The 19,986-nt window shown below is 65.8% G+C and carries 15 protein-coding genes; 3 read left to right on the forward strand and 12 right to left on the reverse strand.

Features of this window, described 5'->3' with window-relative positions:
• Positions 1-149: 149 nt before the first annotated feature.
• From LNV08_RS16435 to LNV08_RS16465, 7 genes are all read right to left on the reverse strand, one after another.
• Positions 150-8,834, reverse strand: a complete 8,685-nt coding sequence (locus LNV08_RS16435; RefSeq protein WP_263534814.1) for a GH36-type glycosyl hydrolase domain-containing protein — start codon at positions 8,832-8,834, stop codon at positions 150-152.
• A gap of 3 nt (positions 8,835-8,837) precedes the next feature.
• Entirely contained in the window at positions 8,838-9,080 is a 243-nt protein-coding gene (locus tag LNV08_RS16440) for a hypothetical protein (protein ID WP_263534815.1), read from the reverse strand.
• Between the two features lie 16 nt (positions 9,081-9,096).
• The gene (locus LNV08_RS16445; protein ID WP_263534816.1) at positions 9,097-10,011 is read right to left on the reverse strand and encodes an OmpA family protein; all 915 of its coding nucleotides are present in this window, start codon (positions 10,009-10,011) and stop codon (positions 9,097-9,099) included.
• A 50-nt stretch (positions 10,012-10,061) separates the two neighbouring features.
• The gene (locus LNV08_RS16450; protein WP_263534817.1) at positions 10,062-10,478 is read right to left on the reverse strand and encodes a DUF4398 domain-containing protein; all 417 of its coding nucleotides are present in this window, start codon (positions 10,476-10,478) and stop codon (positions 10,062-10,064) included.
• 115 nt (positions 10,479-10,593) lie between these two features.
• A complete protein-coding gene (locus LNV08_RS16455) occupies positions 10,594-11,145 on the reverse strand; it encodes an NADPH-dependent FMN reductase (protein WP_263534818.1) in 552 nt (183 codons plus the stop codon).
• 37 nt (positions 11,146-11,182) lie between these two features.
• Positions 11,183-11,521, reverse strand: a complete 339-nt coding sequence (locus tag LNV08_RS16460; protein ID WP_263534819.1) for a chaperone modulator CbpM — start codon at positions 11,519-11,521, stop codon at positions 11,183-11,185.
• 8 nt (positions 11,522-11,529) lie between these two features.
• Positions 11,530-12,513, reverse strand: a complete 984-nt coding sequence (locus tag LNV08_RS16465; protein WP_263534820.1) for a DnaJ C-terminal domain-containing protein — start codon at positions 12,511-12,513, stop codon at positions 11,530-11,532.
• Between the two features lie 302 nt (positions 12,514-12,815).
• On the opposite strand from LNV08_RS16465, the gene LNV08_RS16470 reads away from it, so the two are divergent.
• The 3 genes from LNV08_RS16470 (at position 12,816) to LNV08_RS16480 (ending at position 15,213) form a co-directional block, all read left to right on the forward strand.
• On the forward strand, positions 12,816-13,535 hold the full coding sequence (locus LNV08_RS16470; RefSeq protein WP_263534821.1) for a Crp/Fnr family transcriptional regulator: 720 nt from the start codon (positions 12,816-12,818) through the stop codon (positions 13,533-13,535).
• Between the two features lie 146 nt (positions 13,536-13,681).
• Positions 13,682-14,407, forward strand: coding sequence for a Crp/Fnr family transcriptional regulator (locus tag LNV08_RS16475; RefSeq protein WP_263534822.1), 726 nt, complete (start codon positions 13,682-13,684; stop codon positions 14,405-14,407).
• Between the two features lie 113 nt (positions 14,408-14,520).
• Positions 14,521-15,213, forward strand: a complete 693-nt coding sequence (locus tag LNV08_RS16480) for a Crp/Fnr family transcriptional regulator (RefSeq protein ID WP_263534823.1) — start codon at positions 14,521-14,523, stop codon at positions 15,211-15,213.
• Between the two features lie 138 nt (positions 15,214-15,351).
• Here the strand turns inward: LNV08_RS16480 and pepA are convergent, their stop codons facing one another.
• The 5 genes from pepA to LNV08_RS16505 all read right to left on the reverse strand — a co-directional run bounded on the left by pepA (position 15,352) and on the right by LNV08_RS16505 (position 19,985).
• A complete protein-coding gene (gene pepA, locus LNV08_RS16485) occupies positions 15,352-16,176 on the reverse strand; it encodes a flocculation-associated PEP-CTERM protein PepA (protein ID WP_263534824.1) in 825 nt (274 codons plus the stop codon).
• A 233-nt stretch (positions 16,177-16,409) separates the two neighbouring features.
• Positions 16,410-17,057: an ABC-type transport auxiliary lipoprotein family protein gene (locus LNV08_RS16490; protein WP_263534825.1), complete on the reverse strand. Its 648-nt coding sequence runs from the start codon at positions 17,055-17,057 to the stop codon at positions 16,410-16,412.
• Positions 17,054-18,019, reverse strand: a complete 966-nt coding sequence (locus LNV08_RS16495) for an MlaD family protein (protein WP_263534826.1) — start codon at positions 18,017-18,019, stop codon at positions 17,054-17,056. Before LNV08_RS16495 ends, LNV08_RS16490 begins: the two co-directional genes overlap by 4 nt.
• Positions 18,016-18,852 carry an ABC transporter ATP-binding protein gene (locus LNV08_RS16500; RefSeq protein WP_263534827.1) on the reverse strand — a complete coding sequence of 279 codons (837 nt, stop codon included), beginning with the start codon at positions 18,850-18,852 and terminating at the stop codon, positions 18,016-18,018. Before LNV08_RS16500 ends, LNV08_RS16495 begins: the two co-directional genes overlap by 4 nt.
• A complete protein-coding gene (locus LNV08_RS16505; RefSeq protein WP_263534828.1) occupies positions 18,849-19,985 on the reverse strand; it encodes an MlaE family ABC transporter permease in 1,137 nt (378 codons plus the stop codon). The genes LNV08_RS16500 and LNV08_RS16505 overlap by 4 nt, the downstream gene beginning before the upstream one ends.
• Position 19,986: the final 1 nt, after the last annotated feature.

The following is a 19,986-nucleotide window of genomic DNA, read 5'->3' on the forward strand; positions in this document are numbered from 1 at the left end:
GCAGTTGTGGCTGCTGCGGTGCTCGGTCGTGGTCTTTGTGGTGTGTCATGGCGCGGTCCTGTTTGGGCTTGCTGGCTGGCTTGATCTGCTGGGCCGGGGCTGGCCCCAAGCGATAAGCCCACTTTAAAAAAACGGGCTCGGACTCACCATCAGAGCGCAACGCCCGCCGCTGTAGGAGAAGGCCGCGCGGGGCTGTGGGCTGCTGCCGGCACAAGAGGCACGACAAAGTTGCTCGGCACCGCGTTGGCCGGCAGGTCGGACCAGGCCAGGCTTTCACCCGGCAGCAAGACCTGAGCCCCAAGGGAAGAGGCCTTGGCCAGGGCTTGAGCGAAGTTGCAGCGCAGCAGCACAAAATGCATCACCCGCCCGTCCCGCCTGAGCGTCAACTCCACGCGCGGCCAGTGACCGGGCAGGCAGGGCTGGAAGGACAGTTGGCTCGCCTCCAAGCGCAGGCCACAGATCGACTCGATGGCGGCGCGGTGCAGCCAGGCCGCCGCCCCGGTGTACCAGCTCCAGCCCCCGCGCCCCACATAGGGCGGCTGGCTGTAAACATCTCCGGCCAGCACATAGGGCTCGGCGCCGTAGACCGGGCCACGCTGCGGGTGAGCGGCCCGGTGCGCCGGGCTCAGGTAGCTGAAGTAGCGGTAGACGGCGTCCCCTGCAGCTTCACCCTCAGGCCCATCTGCGCGCTCGGCAGCACCCTGCCCCAGCTGCGCCCTGGCCATCAAGGCCCAGACGCCGGCATGCGAGTACTGGCCGCCGTTCTCGCGCACACCCGGCGGATAAGCCTGGATATAGCCGGCACTCGGCACAGCCTTGGCCAGTGGTGGGTCGAGCAAGCGCAAGAGGCCTGCGTCTGCGTCGATCAAATGGCTTTGCGCGGCCGCCATGGCCATGCGCTGCAAGGCCGGCGGCGCCGCGCCCGACAGCACACTCCAAGCCTGCGCGATCAAGTCGATGCGGGCTTCGGCGTTCTGGCTGCTGCCCAGCGGCTCGCCGTTATCGAAGAAGGCGCGCTTGAACCATTGCCCGTCCCAAGCCGGCCCGATCAGCGCCGAGCGCCAGCCAGCAGCGGCCGACTCCCAGGTAGCAGCACGAAAGCTCTCGCCGCGCGCCCGCGCCAGCGGCGCAAAGTCAGTCACCACGCGGCACAAGAACCAGCCCAGCCAGACCGATTCACCGCGCCCCTCAGCGCCCACGCGGTTCATGCCGTCGTTCCAGTCGCCGCTGCCCATCAAGGGCAGGCCATGGACGCCGACGCGCAGGCTGCGGTCCAGCGTGCGCGCCGCGTGCTCGTAGACCGAGGCAGCCTCTGCGCTCTGCGTCGGCGTGTAGTACGCATCCTCGGCGCCGGCAGGGATCTGCGCACCATCAAGGAAGTGCACGCCTTCGTCCAAGAGCCCGGCGTCGCCGGTGCAACGCAGGTAATGCGCGCAGGCCAAGGGCAGCCACAGCAAATCATCGGAGAAATGCGTACGCACCCCTGCGCCCAAGGGGCTGTGCCACCAATGCTGCACATCGCCCTCGACAAACTGGCGCGACGCACACAAGACGATTTGCTGGCGCAGCAACTGCGGAGCGGCCCAGGCCAATGCCATCGCATCTTGCAGCTGATCGCGAAAGCCGGTGGCGCCCCCGGCCTGGTAGAAGCCCGCCTTGGCCCACAGCCGGCAGGCCACGGTCTGGTAAAGCAGCCAGCGGTTGACCAAGGCATCGAACAAGGGGTCAGGTGTTGCCAGCTCGGTGGTTCCCAGCAGCGCATCCCAGCTCGCCTGCGTGGCGCCGAGGCGCTGCGCGGCGGGCACGCCGGCGGCCTGCTCGGCCAGCGCCAAGGCCGCGGCGGGGCTGGCGCCATAGCCGAGCAGGAACACGCGCTGCGCGCTGGCACCCGGCGCCAGTTGCAACTCGGTCGCCAGTGCGGCGCAGGGGTCCAGGCCAGCACCATCGCGCTTGCCCAAAAAGTCGGGCATCACCAGGCGGCCGCGCGCATCGAAGAACTCGCGCCGATCGCAGGTCCAGTCCACGCTCTCGGCCGCAGGCCCATGTTTGCCGGCAGGCTCGGTGGGCGCCGCCAGTGCAAAGAAGGCCGTGCCCTCGCCAAAGCCCTGCCCCTGCTCGCGTTGCGTCGCCAGCAAGGTGTTCAAGCGCCGGTCGCTGGCGCGGGTCGGTTTGGCCAGGGTTTGCAGCGTGCTGCGCTCGGCGCGGCCGGCACCCATCTGCCACTCCACCATGCCCAGCACCCGCAAGGTCAAGCTGCGGCTGCCATGGTTGACGAAGGACAGCTCGATTTGCTTGACCGAGGTCGCCGCATCGACACACCAGGTCGCCGTAACGCCCAGGTCGCCCCTTCGGTGTTTGATCACGCTATAGCCCTGACCGTGCCGCACCTCGTAGCCAAGCTCGGCCTCGCCCCAAGCGCCAGGCGCCACGCTCCAGACCGCCAGCGTCGCCATATCCTGCAGCAAGAACCATTCACCCGGCGGGTCGGCCACGGCATCATTGGCCCATGGGGTGAGTTGATTCATGCGGCTGTTCAAGGCCCAGCTGTAGCCGCCACCCGACTCGGACAGCTGCGCGCCAAAGTCGCGGTTGGCCAGCACATTGATCCAAGGTCGCTGCGGCTTGCGCTGTGCGTCGACCTCGAAGCTGAACTCGCCCAGCTCGGGTGTGGCGGCGCCGCCAAATTTGCCTTGGAATTGCTGCGCAGAGGTCTGCACATGGGGCCCGAGCTCGGGGCCTACGACCGTGCTTGAAGCCTCCAGGCGTGCATCCAAGGCCTGCTCATGCTGGCCCAGCCAGTCCGCAATATGGTGCGGCAGCGGCCGCCCGTCAGCATGCAGGCGCAGGCAGGCCAGCGTGCGCAGGCTGCTCAGCTCGGAGGGCGAGAGCTCCTCCGCGCGCAGCACGTGCAGGCCGCTCAGGTCTTGCCCGCTTGCGGCGCCGGCCTGGTTTTCGGCCAAGTGGCGCTCGCGCAGGGCCAGCAGTTCGCGCTGCAAGGTCATCAGATAAGAGGCCGGCTCGCCGTTGATGATCACCAGATCACAGGCCACCCCGCCCCAAGACCACAGGCGCAGCGCCTTGGCCAAGGTGCGCAGCAGCCCCAGGCCCTGCAGCACCCCTGCCGACACCAGGATCAAGGGCTTGTCGCCCGAGATACCGAAGCGCCACAACACGCGTCGATCACAGACCGCCGTGGCCTCCAACAGTGCGGGGTCCCCATCGTCCGGCGTGGCGGCTTGCGGCCGCGCCAAGCTCAGCAGCAGCGCGGTCGTGACCGACTGCAGCGCGGCCAAGTTCTCGGCACTCAGGCCCAGCGTGCGCAAACGGATGCAAGTCAAGGTGGCCGACATCAGCGTGGCCCGCTGCACATGGCTGGGTTGGCGGTATTTGTCGATGATGGCGTCCAGCTTGGCGCGGCTGTCGCAAGCGGCAGTGGCAAAGGTCAGCACCACCTTGGCCTGCGGCGCGATGTGTATACGCGCGGCCAGGGCGCAGACCGGGTCCAGACCGGTGTCCTGTTCGGCCGGCATGCCCGGCTCAGCGCTGTCATCGGCGTCAAGGGGGGTCTCAAAATCAGCCAAGGGCCGGCCAGCTTGCCGATTGCGGCCCAGCCATTGGTGGCGGTCGGTCTGGCAGCGCAGGCCGAGCAGATGCGGCCCGCCGTCGGCCAGAAAATGCGCCGCCAACACACCCTGCTCGGTGTCCAGGCGTGGCTTGCGCTCAAACAGCAGCGCCTGATCCTCGGCCTGCCATTCGGCGCGCAAGAAGAGCTTGGAGAAGGCCGGATGCGCCTCGTCAGCGCGCGGCTCGGCCAGGGTCGGCTCGAAGGCCGAGATCAGCTCGAAGTTCAGCGTTCGCTCGCTCAGATTGCGCAGCTCGACCTGGCGAAACTCGATATCGTCTTCAGGGCTGACCCAGACGGTCAGCTTGGCCTGCAGCTGCGGCCATGTCGCCTCGAAGCAGACGGTATCGGCATGAAAAGTACTGCGGTACTGAGCGGCCGGATCGGGCGCCGGATGCTGGGTGAGCGACACCAAGCCGGGCCCGGCAGAGGGCGTCAAACCACGCAGATAGAAGAAGCTGCCCAGCGCGTCACGCAAGGCATCGTCGCGCCAGCGGCTGATGCCGACCCGCCCCCAACGGCTCCAGCCCGCACCATTGGCGCGCAGCGAGACGCTGTAGCGCCCGTTCGACAGCAGATGGGTCGGGGCCACGGCGGTCTCGCCCGGCAACACTTCGCGCAGCAAGCTGGGCGCGCGCAACTCCCGCGTGGGCTGCACCCAACCTTGCGGAGGCTCGAACAAGACCGGCACCTCGCGCGGCGCACGCTCATGCAGCAGCGAGGCGACCGCCTCAATCTGCGCCGGCGCCATGCCCCAGCGCTGCGCCACGCCGCCCAGCAAGACATTGGCCAGCGCAACCACACTCATGCCCTGGTGGTGAGCCATAAAGGTGCTGACCGGGGTGAAGCGGGCCTTGCCGGCCTGGCGGGCGGGTGAATAGTCAAGCGCCTCGATAAATCCATAACGCCCTCGCACAGCGGGGCTCAGCCCCTCCAGCACGGCAAAATTTCGGCAGGCCGCCTGCGGCGCGATCTGCGCGGCCAGCGCGGTGGCGTAAGGTGCAATCACCAGCTCATCGCTCGGCGTGCGGCGCAGCGCCAGCCTGGGCACACCTTGGGGCGCGTACTGATAGGCCAGCGTGTAATCGCGCCCGGCAATCGCTGATTCTGAAATTCCCCAAGGCGTCTGGTTCTGCGCGGCAAAGCGCACCTGTTCTTGCAGCGCGGCCAGGCAGGCTTCACGCAAGACGCTGCCATGCGGCTCGTCCAGCACCAGGCTGGGCATCAAATACTCGAACATCGAACCCGACCAGGAACGCAGGCCCGCCACCTTCTCGACCGCAAAAAACGGCCGCCCGAGTGCGCACCAGTGGCGCACCGGCACATCGCCCTTGGCCACGGCAAACAGGCTGGTCAAGCGCGACTCCGAGGCGAGCAAATCGTAAAAGCCCGAGTCCAGCTGCTGCTCGGCGACGCGGTAGCCAATATGGAAAAGATGGCGCTTGGGGTGGTAGAGGAACTTGAAATCCGCCTCCATCGCCAAGCGCTCGAAGGCGCCGGCCAGCGCCAGCAAGCGGCCGATAGCCGCCGGCTGCTCGGCGGCCACCAAGTCCAGCGCAGCCGAGCGCCGCGTGGCTCGCAGATCGGCCAGGCACCAGCGCAATTGCTCGCGCACAGGTGCACCTGCGCCGCAGCGGCTGGTCAATAAAGGGGCGAGCCGTTCTTGTGCGATGCGCTGCGCACGCGCGCCCGCCTCGGTGTCAAAGGGCGCTTGCGCCAGCTTGCGGCAGGCCTGTGCCGCGGCCAGCAAATGGCCACACAGATTGCCGCTGTCCACGGTGGACACATAACGCGGCAACAACGCAGCACCGCGTTCGGTGTCATACCAATTCAAGAAGTGACCTCGGTGGCGCTCCAGCGCGGCAAGGCTGGCCAGCGTCGCTTCGAGCCGACTCAAGAGCTCCTGCGTGCCTATCCAGCCGAACTCGCGTGCGCAAGGGACAGCCAACAGGTACAGGCCGATATTGGTCGGCGAGGTGCGATGCGCCAGCATGTCTTGCGGGTCGGTCTGAAAATTGTCGGGCGGCAAATAGCGGTCGCCGGGGCCTATGCAGCGCTCAAAAAAGCGCCAGGTATCTCGCGCCACGCCATGCAGATAGATCTGCTCGGCGGCCAGCAGCACGGGCTGCTCACAGGCCAGATTCGGGCGGCTCACCCACCAACTCAGCAGCGGCGCCGTCAGCCAGGCGCCGCAGAGCAAGGCCGCCAACAGGGGATGCTCGGTGCCCGTGTAGAGCAGGCCCACAAACAAGAGCAGGGCCAGCAAGGGAGCGCGCCAATGTTGGCGCAAAACCGCAGGCAGCGCCGTCTTGGCGGCGGCTTGCGCGGCCGCGGCGGTAGTCCATTGCAGCAGCCGGCGGCGGCTGATGAACATACGGAACAGCGCGCGTGCGACAGCGTCCAGCGCCATCAGCGCCTGCTGCATCAACTGCCCCAGCAGCCAGGCCCCACTGAGCAAGGCGCGCAGCAAATCGCTGCCGGCGCGCCCGTAAAAATGGCGCAGGGCGAGATCATCTCGGCTCGGCGCAAAGCCAGCCAAGGCACCCAGCAAGGGCCCCGCCGCCAGCGCGGCCCACACCAGGCCCAAGGCCACCCAGATCGGCACACCGGAGCCCGCCAGCGAAAAAACCAGCAAAGCCATGGACGCCGGCGCCACCAGGGAGCGGCGCAAATTGTCAAACATCTTCCAGCGGCTGACGGCCCGGAAGGGGTAACGCCAGGGGTTCAACAGAATAGGCAGTAACTGCCAATCGCCACGGGTCCAGCGGTGCACGCGCGACGCGGCCACGTCGGCATGGAAAGGGGCGTCCTCGACCACGGTGATGTCGCTGACCGCTGCGCAGCGAGCCAGCGCGCCCTCCAGCAGGTCGTGACTCAAGACCTGGCCCTCGGGCAGGCGCGCATGCAGCACGGCATGCAGCGCCTGCACATGCAGCAGGCCCTTGCCACTGAAGCTGCCCTCCTGGAACAAGTCCTGGTAGACCTCGGAGCTGGCGGCGCTGTAGGGGTCGATGCCGCATTGGCCAGCGAAGAACCAGTGATAGAGCGTGAAGTCCTTGGGCGCCGGCAGCGGCGTGACCACGCGCGGCTGCAAGATGCCATAACCCTGGGCGACAAAGCGCCCGCTCGGATCAAGCCTGGGTTGGTTATGCGGATGGGCGGCCACGCCGACCAGTTCGCGCAAGCGCCCCGGCGGCAGCTGGGTGTCGCTGTCCAGGGTGACGATGTAGCGCGTGTTCTGCATGGGCGTGGACAGCTCGCCGAGGTCGACGAAGCTGGACTCACCGCCGGGCTCGGCCAGCAACGTGATCAGTTGCTCCAGCTTGCCGCGCTTGCGCTCCCAGCCTATCCAGGCCTGCTCGGTGGGGCTGAAAGCCCGGCGGCGGTGCAGCAAGATGAAGCGCGGCGCGCGCTGCTCGCTCAGCTGCGGATGGCGCAGATTGAGTTTGCTCAGCTGTGACTGGGCCAGCGCCAGCAAAGCCGCATCGCCTGCCAGCTCGGGCGTGGGCGCATCGAGCCAATCGCTCAACAAGGCGAACTGGGCCTGAGGCTCTGGATTGGCAAGATAGTGCAGGTGCAGGCGATGCACCAACTCGGCCACGGCCGCCGCGCTGCTCAACATCGCCGGCATCACCACCATCACCCGATGCTCCGGCGGTATGCCCTGCGCCAAGGCCAGGCGCGGCAAAAGGCTGGGGCGGGCCGACTCGCTGACCAGCCGATTGATCACCGCCACCACCGCTTCTGAAGCCGGAAACAACATCAGCAAGGCCACCAAGGGCCAAGTAGCCTGCGCCGGCAAGCCCCAGGCCACCAGCCCAATGCTGCCGCACAGCAGTGCACAGAGATAAAAAGGCAGGGCCAGGCGCCGCGTGTAGCGCTGCAGCAGGCCGATCTGCCGCCCCGGCAGACCCAGGGCGGCCCAAAGGGCGGGCCTGCCGGCGCCGCTGAGCCAATGGCTGGCGTCTGTTTTGCTGGCGTGCGCTTGACCAGCGACCTTGTCCTTGGCGTCGATCGCCCCATGCGACACGTCCATCAGGCCCAACAAGGCCTGCGCCACGGCCACCTCGCTGCGACCGCTGCGCCGCGCCAGGCGCTCGATCGCGTGCAGGCTTTGGTCGCGGCTGACCATATGCTCGGCCGCGAATACCGGCGAGCCCATCATCACATGCATCAAGCTGCTGCTGCGCGCGACGATGTCGGGCCAGTCGGCATCACCGATGGCGCGTAAGCTGGTCAGGGCATTGCTGACACTCAGGTTGTCGGCGGTCTGATCGGCGGTTTGCTGCAGCTGTGCGGCGGCCAAGTCAGGCAAGGCCTCGCTCAACCAGCGCGCCCGCCAGGAGTCGCTCAGGCGCTCCCCGGTCATGCGCTGATCCTGCAGGCGCTGCGCCATCTGGGCGAGGAAAATCCGCCCGACGCCGCGCCGATTCAGCAGCGCCAGTAAGTCCTCCAGCGCACCGGTGGTGAAACTGTCGAGCCGATCAAAACAAAGGTTAGCGACTTCGCGTGCAGCCTTGTTGGTCGCCACCCGCTCGGCCAAGCGGCGCAGGTTTTCCACCAGCACGACCCGCAAGGTGGTCGGCAGCGCCCAGATCTCGCGCAGGCTCAGCTCACGCGTTTCTTGGTAGGCGGACAGGAACTGCAGCAGCAAGTCCTCGTCGAAAGCGCCGTCGGTATGGGCGACAAAAGCCCAGGCCACGCCATAGATGCGCGGCAGGCCAGCGAGCGGCTCATCCACCAACACCGGCAAGGCGCGGAAATAGCTGCGCGGCAGCCCTTCGTGGACTTCTTTGAGTTGCGCCTCAACCAGGTGAAAGTTATCCAGCAGCCATTCGGCTGCGGGGCTGATGTCATAGCCACTTTTGGCACGCTCGCCGATATAGCGATGGGCCTGGCGCAGCGCTTGAACATTGCTGCGCAGGCGCGGAAAAAAACTCGCCGCAAATGCGCTGGCGCGCTCGGCGCTGTGGGTCGCACCGAGGCTGCGACCATGCTGGGCAAAGCGCTGCTGGCCGAAGATCTCGGCCCGGATCGGTGCTTGCAGGGCGCCATGCTGGCTGCCCAGGATGTCGCATAGCAGGGGCGAGGCTTCGGGCAGCAGGCGCTGCAACTCGCGGGGAAACGCGGCAGCCCCAAAGGTCTCCCGGCCCCCTCTCGGGGCGGCGGGCGCAGCAATGCTGCGACCTTGGGGGCGCTCAGAGCTGCCCATCGCTCAGCCCAGCAAGACGCTGCCGACCATCAAAAGCAAGAGGGCCAGAATCAGGCTGGTGATGAAGCGGGGAGCGACAAAACCGTGCAAGCTCTCGGCCGCACAGCGCAGCCTGAAGACGGCGCCACTATTGGCCCGGCACAGGCCCAGGTGCTCGCCCATGGCCTGGAGTTCGCCGGGCGAGGTGTCGGCGCTGTCGCCAAATGACGAGGTACTCCAGGTGCCGGCAGCGTGTTTGTAAGACATGGTTTGCCCCATTCGCTTAACGACGCGGACGCACGGGCTGGTCGTTCTCCGAGATATAGATCTCGACTCGACGGTTCAAGGCCCGGTTGCTGGCATTGCTGTTGTCGGCCACCGGAAAGCGCTCGCCGTGACCCACGGTTGAGATGGCTACCGTCGGCAGGCCGTTGCCGGCGCTCAGCAGCGCGGCCTTGACCGCATCGGCGCGGCGCAGCGACAAGGCATCGTTCAAGGCGCTGCCGCCACTGTTGTCGGTATGGCCTTCGATCAAGACCTGGCGCTTGGGGTTCTGCTGCAGATAGTCGGCCAGCTTGCGCATAGCCTGCTGGGCCGCCGGCTTGACTTCGGCGCGGTTGAGCTCGAACAAGACGTCGCCCAGCGTCACCAGCATGCCGCGTTCGGTCTTTTGCGCCTGCAATGCCGACAACTCGGCTTGCGCTTTGGCCGCGTCTGCCTGCGCTCCTGCGGCTGTCGCGACGGCTATTTCCGTGACCTGTTCGGCCGCAGCGGCTTGACGCTGCGCGACGCCGGTTTGCTTGCGCGAACTGGCCAACTCCTGGGTGCGTTGATCGGCGCGGGCGCGTTCGCGCTCGGCCACGCTGCCGGCCACGGCTGCGTCATTGCTTTTGGCCAAGGCCACTGCAACGGCGCGACGCGCTTGTTGATTGGCCACATAGGCCGCGCTGGCCAGCTCGGGGCCGTCATCGCCCTTGGCCAACATGGCGTTGGCGCGGCCGAGCGAGTCGGACGCGGTCTTCAACTCCAACGGTGCATGCGTGCGCACCATCGGGTCGCCCTCGGCGCTTTGCACGGCTTGCCGCGCTTGGGTCAAGGCGGCCGGTGGCGCCGGCGGCGTGCTGGCGCAAGCACCCAGCAAGAGGCTGGTCAACAGCAGGCTGGAAGTCTTCTTGGGAGAGTAGGCGAATGATTTCATGGGGCTGGTTTCCTGTGGGTTTGGCGGCGGCAAACGAGTCTTTTGTTCACTTACTTGCGCGACATCTCGTCGCGCAGCTGACGGATGCCTTCGCGCACCTCGGCCAGCGCGCGCGCCGAGCGCACCGAGCGGGCTTGGCTCTCGGCCAGGGCCGCGTCGGCTTCGGCCTGTTCGGCCAAGCGGCGGGCCAGTTCAAAGTCCTGCTTGGCAAAGGCCGCATTGGCCAGATTGAGCTTGGCGCGCGCGGCGGCAACTTCGACGGGCGCGTCGACTGCGGCCGAGGTGTCGGCGCGTTCCACGGCAGCCTTGCTGACGGCCATTTGTGCGGTGGGCGGCGTGCTGGAGCAAGCCGCCAACACGGCGACCCAAGCGAGCACAGCGGCCGAAGCCAGCTTGGGCCCGGCCTTCATGGCGGGGCGCTGGGCCGGTATTGCTTGCATTGCTGCTGTTGTGTTGATGTTTTTCATGGCTTCTCCATAGGTGATCAAGGACTGCAGCCATCATGCTGGCGGGGGGGCGCGGCCACCATCAGCAGAGCCCGCGCGCCCTTGTCGGACAGGGCCTACAGCAAGGCCGCGAGATTCAATCTGCGTGCCGCTTGAGCCAAGCGAGGTAATGCTCGACCCAGCGCTGCATCAAATCCTTGGCGCTGGCCCCGAAGCCTCCGTCTGCATCAAAGAGGCCGGGCTGAGCCTGCAAGAACGCCTCGGGCGCGGGCATCAGCGGCACATCCAGGCAAGACAGCACATTGCGCAAATGCTGCTGCGCCGCCGCAGTGCCTACCGCCCCCGGCGACACGCCCAAGAGCCCGGCCGGCTTGCCCGCCCAAACGCTTTGGCCGGACGGGCGCGAGCCATGATCGATGGCGTTCTTGAGTACGCCGGGGATGGAGCGGTTGTATTCGGGCGTCACAAAAAGCAGGGCTTGCGAGCCCTGCACATCGGCCCGCAGACGCTGAACGGCAGCTGCGGGATTGGCGTCGTCGTCCTGGTTGTAGAGCGGCAAGTCTCCGATCTCGATTGCTTTGAAGCTGATCCAATCTGGCGCCAAGCGCATCACGGCGCCGGCCAACTGCCGATTGAGGGACTCGCGGCGTAGGCTGCCGACGATGAGGGCCACTTGATAGTTCTGCATAGAAGTCTCCGCAAAAAGGAGCTTCAAACTTACGATCTCAAGTCTGCCGGGTCTGTGCGTTAGGCAACGCTGCGAGCTGCCGCTTCAATTGCTGAATTTCATCCAGAAGATCCAAGACCAGGGCCGTGCCGTGCGGGCCCAGATCGAGTTCGCGCTGCAGGCGCAGCGCCAAGCGAGCACGGCGCAACGCGGCGCCCTCGAACATCCATTGCGACATGTCCTCGTCCATGCGCCCGAACACGCCCTCGCGCACCAACTCGACCAGGCACAAACTCTCCACCTGGCATGCTTGGCTGAGCCCGCTCAGCGTGAATCTCAGCTCGCGCTCGACCAGCATCGCTTGCTCGAGTTGTGGGGCCATAGTCATTGCCATCATGCTGCTCCTCAAGCCTGCACCGAAACGCGTGGGTTGAAAGCGCTGAACTGCGCCGCCATGCTGCGGTAGGCGTCTTCGGCCGCCTGCGTGTCGGCCGGCGGCAGCTGCACTTGCAACACCGCGTAGAGATCGCCGGCCGCACCGGCATTGAAGGCCGGCAAGCCGCGCCCTTTGAGCCGGAGCTTGCGCCCGCTTTCGGACGCCGGCGGCACCGTCAGGGCCAGCTCGCCGTCAGGGGTTTGCAAGGCCACCGTCGCACCCAAGGCCGCCTCCCAGGGTGCCAGCGGCAGGTCCATGAACACATCGCCGCCCTCGACCCGAAAGCGCGCATCCGGCAAAAACGCAATCTCAAGATAGAGATCCCCTGGGGGCGCATCGCTGGCGCCAGCATGACCCTGCCCCGCCAGCCGCAGATGCTGACCGGCCTGTATGCCTTTGGGGATGCGGATCTGGATGCGCTTGTTTTGCATGCGCGCGGCGCCGCCCGCGTCAAGCATGGGCACATGCAAGGTGATGGTGCGCTCGGCGCCCCGATAGGCATCCAGCAAAGCAATGCTGACCTTGGCATGCTGGTCTGCACCGGCGCGTTGCGAGAAGTCATGCGGCGCGCCTCGGCCCTTGCCACGCCCGGCTTGGCGGCCAAACAAGGCCTCGAAGAAGCTGCTGTGGCTGCCGTCCGGACCGTTCGCGCCGTTCGGCCCACCCGCGAATTCGCCGCCTTCGAAGGCAAAACCATCGCTCCAACCCGGCGCCGGCTTGAACGCCTTGCCGCCTTGCGCGTCTTTGTCGATCGCGTCATAGGCGGCGCGCCGCTCCACATCACAAAGCGCCTCATGCGCCTCCGCGACCTCTTTGAAGCGGGCCTCCGCGTCGGGCTCTTTGCTGACGTCGGGGTGGTACTTGCGCGCCAGCTTGCGATAGGCGCGCTTGATCTGATCGGCCGTGGCGCTGCGCTCAAGCCCTAGCGTGCGGTAATAGTCCTTGAACTCCATGGCTTGGGGCTTCCGCTGTCAGTGAATGCGCAACGCTGGCCCTCAGGGCCGCGCTTGCTGCCCGGCATTTAGCTCGGCGGCGACACGCTCGGTCTGTGCGCCAGCGCACACAAGCGGCGGCATTTCTCGCCTGCATTGCGCCAGAGCAACGCGCTCACCGGTCAGCCCCCCTAACTTCATCAGCAGGGCCGTTTCAGCCACGGTAGCCGTCTACACTGCCGGTTCAACCTGACCAGGCCCCTCACCGCAAGCTTTCGCCGTTATTGGCCGTATTCGCCAATATTCGCCGCCTGGAGTTTCTGATGGGTGCCCCCTCAAACCTTCGCAAGAATCACCTGCTCGACGCCCTGCCCGAGCCGGAGTGGCAGCGCCTGCTGCCTCATCTGGAGAGCGTGGACATGCCGCTGGGCTTGGTGCTGTACGAGCCAGGCAGCACGCTCAGCCATGTCTACTTCCCCACCAGCGCGATCGTGTCTTTGCTCTACGTGATGCAAAACGGCGCTTCGGCCGAGATCGCTGTGGTCGGCTTTGAGGGCCTGCTGGGCATCTCACTCTTCATGGGCGGCGATTCGACGCCCAGCCGTGCGGTGGTGCAAAGCGCGGGCCAAGGCCTGCGGATGAAGGCGCAGGCCATCAAGGACGAGTTCAAGCGTTCCGGCCCGGTGATGCACTTGCTGCTGCGCTACACGCAGGCGCTGATCACGCAGATGTCCCAAACCGCGGTTTGCAACCGCCACCATTCGCTCGACCAGCAACTCTGCCGCTGGCTCTTGCTGAGCCTGGACCGCCTGCGCGGCCAAGAGCTGGTCATGACCCAGGAGCTGATCGCCAATATGCTGGGCGTGCGCCGCGAGGGCGTGACCGAGAGTGCCTTGAAGCTGAGCCAAGCCGGCTTGATCCGCTATGCGCGCGGCCATATCACGGTGCTGGACCGCCCCGGGCTGGAGCGGCGCAGCTGTGAATGCTATGCCGTGGTGAAAGAGGAATACAAGCGCTTGCTGCCCAGCATCCTGGCAGTTTGATTCGCGCTGCTTCGAGCCAGCGAACCAAGCTCCCCAGTTTGGCTGCATCTGTAGGACAGAGTTGACAGCAGCATCAGCCCCCGGCTGATGTTCAGCGAGGCGGTGCAAGGCAAAGATGGAAGCTCCAAAACGCATCGGAGCCCGTCATGAAACCAAAGCTCTTCCCGAGCTGCGAGCCGCGCCAGAATCAATTGCTGGCCAATTTACCTTACGAGGATCTGGCACCTTGGGCTGCAGCGCTGGAACCGGTGGCGCTGAGCCTGGGCCAGGTGCTGTGCGAGTCAGGCAGCACGGCGGCCTATGCCTATTTCCCGACCACGGCCATTGTCTCGCTGCTCTACCTGACGCAGGACGGCGAGTCGACCGAGATCGCCGTGGTGGGCCGCGACGGCATGGTCGGCGTTTCGCTCTTCATGGGCGGCAACGCCACGCCCAGCCGCTCGGTGGTGCAAAGCGCGGGCATGGGGCTGCGCCTGCCGGCCCATCTGGTCAAGCAGGCCGTCACCAACGCCGGCGCCCTCCAGGCCATGCTGCTGAGCTACACCCAGACCTTGATGGCGCAGGTGGCCCAGACCGCCGCCTGCAACCGCTACCACTCCATCGACCAACTCCTGTGCCGACGCCTGCTGATGGGCTTGGACCGCTTGCCCAGCGAGGCCATGATGATGACGCAAGAACTGCTGGCCAATCTGCTCGGCGTGCGCCGCGAGGGCGTGACCGCCGCCGCGCTCAAGCTCAGCCAGGCCGGCCTGATCAGCTATAGCCGAGGCCGCATTGCGGTGCTGGACCGCGAGCGACTGGAACAAAGAATGGGCTGCCCCGCCCCAACCGCCAAGCCGCGCAGAACAGCGCCAATGCAAATGGCCGCGTGAACATGACATGAGCACGACCGCGCAGCCAACCGCGCTTGAACGGCCCTGAGAAGGTCTCAGGGAACGAATCCGAACCACAAGCACGGGGTCATCCATACCCCGGGAGCGTCATCTTGACCCAGGCCGACAACCACCTGCTTGAGCTGCTGCCGATGCCCTCAAAGGAGCGCCTGCTTGCACTTTGCGAGCCGGTGCAGCTGCGCTTGTCCGAACGCCTCAGCGAGCCCGATCAGCCCTGCAGCCATGTCTACTTTCCGGTTGATGCCTTTGTGTCCCTGCTGGCCTTGACCGATGGGCATCCCGGCCTGGAAGTCGGCATGGTCGGGCGCGAAGGCATGGTAGGGGCGCATCTGGTGCTGGGCGTCGACCATGCACCCGTACGCGCCCTGGTGCAAGGCACGGGCCTGGCGTGGCGGCTTGCGGCGGACAGTTTCCAGGCCGAGCTGGCGCTCAGCCCAAGCCTGCACAGCCTGCTGCAACGCTTCGTCTATGTGTTGATGGCGCAGACCGCGCGCTGCGCCAGCTGTTTGCGCTTTCACCTGATCTTGCCGCGCCTGGCGCGCTGCCTGCTGATGAGCCATGACCGGGCGCATGCCAATGACTTCTACGTCACCCATGAATTTCTGGCCGATATGCTGGGCGTGCGCCGCGTCGGTGTCACACAGGCGGCCGGCAAGCTGCAAAGCCAGGGCTTGATCGCCTACCACCGGGGCCATGTCTCGGTGCTGCACCGGGCCGGCCTTGAGGCTGCAGCCTGCAGCTGCTACGGCCTGGACAATGCGCTCTACGCCAAACATCTAAGCTGAATCGGGCTTCAGTTTGGCTCCGCATAGGGGCAATAAGCCTACGCCATAACTTCAAAACAAAGCGGCAAGAAAAGCAGACGAGAAAAAGGGCGGGCGCCAAAACATGCGCGCCCGCCCTTTGTCAAGTCAAGGCTGTGTTCAGCTCTTGCTGCTGCGGCGACGGGCCACAAATGTGAGCGCGGCCAAGCCGGCCAGCATCAGCAAATAGGTCTCAGGCTCCGGCACGGCGGCGGTGAAGTTGATCGATCCGCCACCTTGGCTGATCAAGAAGCCGCCTGCCATCGGCGAGACCTGCGAGCTCGTGTTGGTGAAGGCCGTGATGGCCTGGCTGAAAAAAGGCGCCGGCAGCTGGAAGAAGCCGCCCTGGCCAGGTGCCACTTCAAAGGTCAAACTGGCCGCAGCCGAGGGCGTGAAATGCACACCGTCGCCGCTCGGAATCGACACCACGCCACCCGAGATCAGGCTGCCGCTTGCCAGCACCACTTCGCCGCTGGCGGTCTCGGTGGGCGTGCTGCCGCTGAAGCCGAAGCTGGCCGGACCGTTATAGCCGTACATCGTGTAGTTGAGCGAGGTCAAGGCGCCGAACGTGATGCCCTGCGCCGGATTGCCACCGGAAGTGACACCGCTGCCGCTGAAGGCAATGTACATGCCGTAGCTGCTGTTCAGGCCGGCCGGCGTGAATGTAGAGCCGCCCAACTGCAGGGCACTGAAGGACAGATAGCCGCTTTCCGTGAAGCTGCCGCCAGGGCCAGAAAGGACGGACGAGTAGTTGGAGATTAGGATGTTGTCGCCCGTGAATGCGGCACCAGCCAAACCAGCCGCCGCCGGGTTGAAAGTGAATTGCGGCAAGGCATCGGCCGAGGCGCTGGCGCAAACCGCCGCCAATGCCAATGCCATGCCGCTGCGCTGCAATAGCGGCTTGAAGAAGGAAGATGAAGAAGAGGAAGAGGAAGAGGAAGTCATGCTGATACTCCAAGATACTGGACAACACCGGACGGGATGCCCGGCGTTTTCTTTCCTAAGCTCATGGCACCGGCTCTTGGATAGCAAGGGGACCAAACAATGAGCTTAGGTCTGAAGAATAGAAACTTCGTGCTGCCGGTTCTGTGCGTTAGCGCACCCAAACGCAGACATAAAACGCTGACATAAAGCGCTGACTTCTTGGCAGCCGAGCATCAGCGCGGGGCAAGCCCAAGTCAGGGCGTAAAACCAGGTGCTCGCACCAGGTCGGCCAGCAGTTTTTGCAGCGCTTGATTCGCCGCAATCACGCCACCGGCGGCGTCCTCGCTGGGCGCCGCCTCGCGTACATCGAACTCGCGGCTGGCCAAGACCCGGCGCGTCGCGTTGTCGAGCAAGCTGGCCCGCAGCGTCAGCCGCAGCTGGCTGGGTATATGGGAGAAGTCCTGCTGCAAGCGGATCAGTTCGGTGTCCAGGCTGAAATCCGCAGCCGCCGCGCTGGGCGCTGCAAAGACGGCTCGAAAGCCGCCGCCCGCCTCAAAGGCAGCCAGCAAGAGCGGCGCCAACATCCGCGCCGGCGTGTCCGCCCATTCATGCTTGGCAAAGTAGTCAAGGCGGTAGGGTTCACGCAGGTAGATGATGCGGCGGCTGTCGAAGCCGGCGGCGGCCTGCGGCGGGTTGATGCGCAAGCTGGCTTGCACCGGCGCTATCTTCAGGCTTGGCAGGCTTGCCAGGCTTGGCAAGGCCCGCGCTGCGCTGTCCCAGGTCAGCAGATGCAAGGTCGGCGGTGGCGCAGGCTTGGGCAGCAAGCTGCCGCAAGCGCCCAAGCCCAGCAAGATGACCGCGCAAACAAGGCGTAAAACACCCGCAAGCAGATTTGGTTTCATGGTCTTTCCTCTCTCGGCTTGCGCGTGGGTTCAAGCGCTTCGCCTGGGCCATCGGGCACCGCGCCCTGGCCCAGAATCAGCGCGCCGGGGTTGCGCTCGGCCTGCTCGCTCAAGCGCCGCAACGAGGCGGCAAGCACAGCCATCTCGCCCATCAGCTGCTGCAGCTCGGGCAAGGCCACGGCGCTGAAGCGCTTGATGTCGCCGCCCACATCGACCACGGTGCGGCCCGCGCTGCTGCTGGCTTGCGCGGTCTCAAGCCCCATGCGCTCGACAGCCAGCGCCGCGCTGTCAATGCGGGCCAGCAAGGGCCCGGCTTGACGCTTGAGCTGTCCGGTCAATTCAGCACTGTTGTCAAAGGTTTTCGCCGCGCTGTTCAGGCCGGCATCAATCGTGCTGCGCCGCTCGGCCAGGGTATGGGTCAACAAAGCGATATCGGCCAATGTGCTGCTGAAGGCCTTTTGATTCTGCGGGCTCAGCAAGGCATTGAGGCTGGTCGACGTACTGTCGAGCTTGGTCAAGACCGTGGTCAACACATTCTCCAATCGAGCACTGAGCGAGGGCTTGCTGCGAATCAGCGGATAACGCTCGGGCGCCACCGCCTGCAGCGGCGCAGAGCTTGCGGCGCCGCCGTCCAGCTCCACATAGGCAATCCCGGTCAGACCCTGGGTCTTGAGTACGGCGACGGTGTCAACGCGGATCGGCGTGCCCCGGTCGATGGCAAACAGCAGGCGCACCCGCTTGGGGTTCGCAGCGTCGAGGCCGATCGCCTGCACCTTGCCCACATCCACGCCCATGTATTTGACCGGCGCGTTCAGGTTCAGACCCGCCACCGACTCTTCCATGATTGAAAGATAGATGTCTTGCCTGGTTTGCCAAGCGCCGCCCGAGGCCAGCCACAGCAGGCCCGCGATCAGCGCCGCGCCGAGCACAAGCACAAAGCCGCCGACCAAGGCAAAGTTCACTTTGGTTTCGATGGCGTGCTCCCGGCTTCTTGTTCTTCTGTCGGCTGCTTTGCCTGCTGTTGCGCCTGGCGGCCGCGTGGGCCGTCAAAAAATTGCCGCACCGCCGGCAGCTGCATGGCGGCCAACTCCTTCATCGAACCTACACCCGCCACGCCGCCATCGGCCAGCACCGCGACCCGGTCGGCCACCTGCCAGAGCAGGTCCAGATCATGGGTGATCATCACGATCGTCAGACCAAACAGCTCGCGCAGCTTGAGCACCAACTCGTCGACGCCGGCGGCGCTGACCGGGTCCAGCCCGGCGGTGGGCTCGTCCAGAAACAGCAGCTCCGGGTCCAGCGCCAGCGCCCGCGCCAGCGATGCACGCTTGAGCATGCCGCCGCTCAGCTCGGTCGGATACTGCGCGCCCACCTCGGGTTTCAAGCCTGCCAGCTGCAACTTCCAGGCCGCCAGTTCGTTGATCAGACCATCGTTCAACTCGGTGTGTTCGCGCAGCGGCAGGCCGATGTTCTCCAGCACCGTCAAGCTGCCAAACAGTCCGCCATGCTGAAACATCACACCCCAGCGCCGGCGCAAGGCCAAAGCATCCGCGTCGCTGATGCCTTGCAGCGCCACACCGCAAATGCTGACCGTGCCGGCATTGGGCTGCTGCAAGAGAATCATCTCGCGCAACAGGGTCGATTTGCCGGAACCGCTGCCGCCAATCAGCGCGAAGATCTCGGCCCGCCGCACGCCCAGGCTGATGTCGCGGTGGACGACGTGATCACCAAAGCTGGTGCTGACGCCGGCCATTTCAATCACGGTGTCGGTTTGCGAGGCGGCAGCGTTGCTCATAGATCCAGCGCGCTGAAGGCGACCGAGAACAAGGCGTCTGCACTGATGACCAAGAAGATGGACTGCACCACGCTGCGGGTGGTTTGGCGACCGACGCTGTCGGCGCCGCCCTTGGCGCGAAAACCCTGGAAGCAGCCGACCAGCACGATGATGGCGGCAAACACCGGCGCTTTTCCTATGCCTATCAGGTAGGACGTTACGCTGACGGCCTTGGGGAAACGCTCGATGAATTCGGTCGGCGTCACGTCCAGCTTGACGCTGGCCATCAGCATGCCGCCCAGCACGCCCAGCACATCGGCGAACAAGGTCAGCAGCGGCAAGGCAATCACCAGGGCGACCAGCTTGGGCAGCACCAACAACTCCAGCGGCAGCAGCCCCAAGGTGCGCATCGCGTCGATCTCCTCGCTGACGACCATGCTGCCGATCTGCGCCGCATAGGCCGAGCCCGAGCGGCCAGCAATGATGATGGCGGTAATCAGCGGCGCGAACTCGCGCAGCATTGCCAGACCGACCAGATCGGTGACAAAGATATTGGCGCCGTACTGGCGCAGCTGGCCCGCGCCTTGGTAGGCCACCACCACGCCGAGCAAGAAGGACATCAGGCCGACGATGGCCAAGGCATCAAGCCCGGCCAGACGCAGATTGAAAAGCATGGGGCGCCAGCGAAAGCGCGCGGGCTTTGCAAGACAGCGGCCCAAGGCCAGCGCGTTCTCGCCGACGAAACTCAGCAAGGCCAAGAGCTCAGCGCCAGCGGCCGAGCCGCTCGCCACCGAGCTGCGACCCAGCCGCTCCAGCACACCCGGTCGCGCCCTTGGGGACTCGGCCACCGGCGCGGTCTTGGCCAGCTGCTCGCCCACCACTCGCAACAAGGCCGTCATGGGCGCGGGCAGATCGACCAGCGGGGCCGGCTGGCCCGCTGTCCCAAGGCGCAGCAAGAGCTTTTGCAAGACATAGGCGCCGGCACTGTCCAGCGCCTTCACGCCGGCGGCCTCAATCTCCAGCCCGCCGTCCGGCTGGGTCAAGGCTGCGGCAGCCAGACGCGCCGGCAAGTCACCCATACCCAGCGTCGTCCAGCATCCGGCCAAGACAAGCCGCTGCGGTGTCGCTTGGCAGAAGCTGGCGGCTGCATCCATG

It is taken from the genome of Paucibacter sp. TC2R-5, from assembly GCF_025717605.1.
Classification (GTDB): domain Bacteria; phylum Pseudomonadota; class Gammaproteobacteria; order Burkholderiales; family Burkholderiaceae_C; genus Paucibacter_A; species Paucibacter_A albus.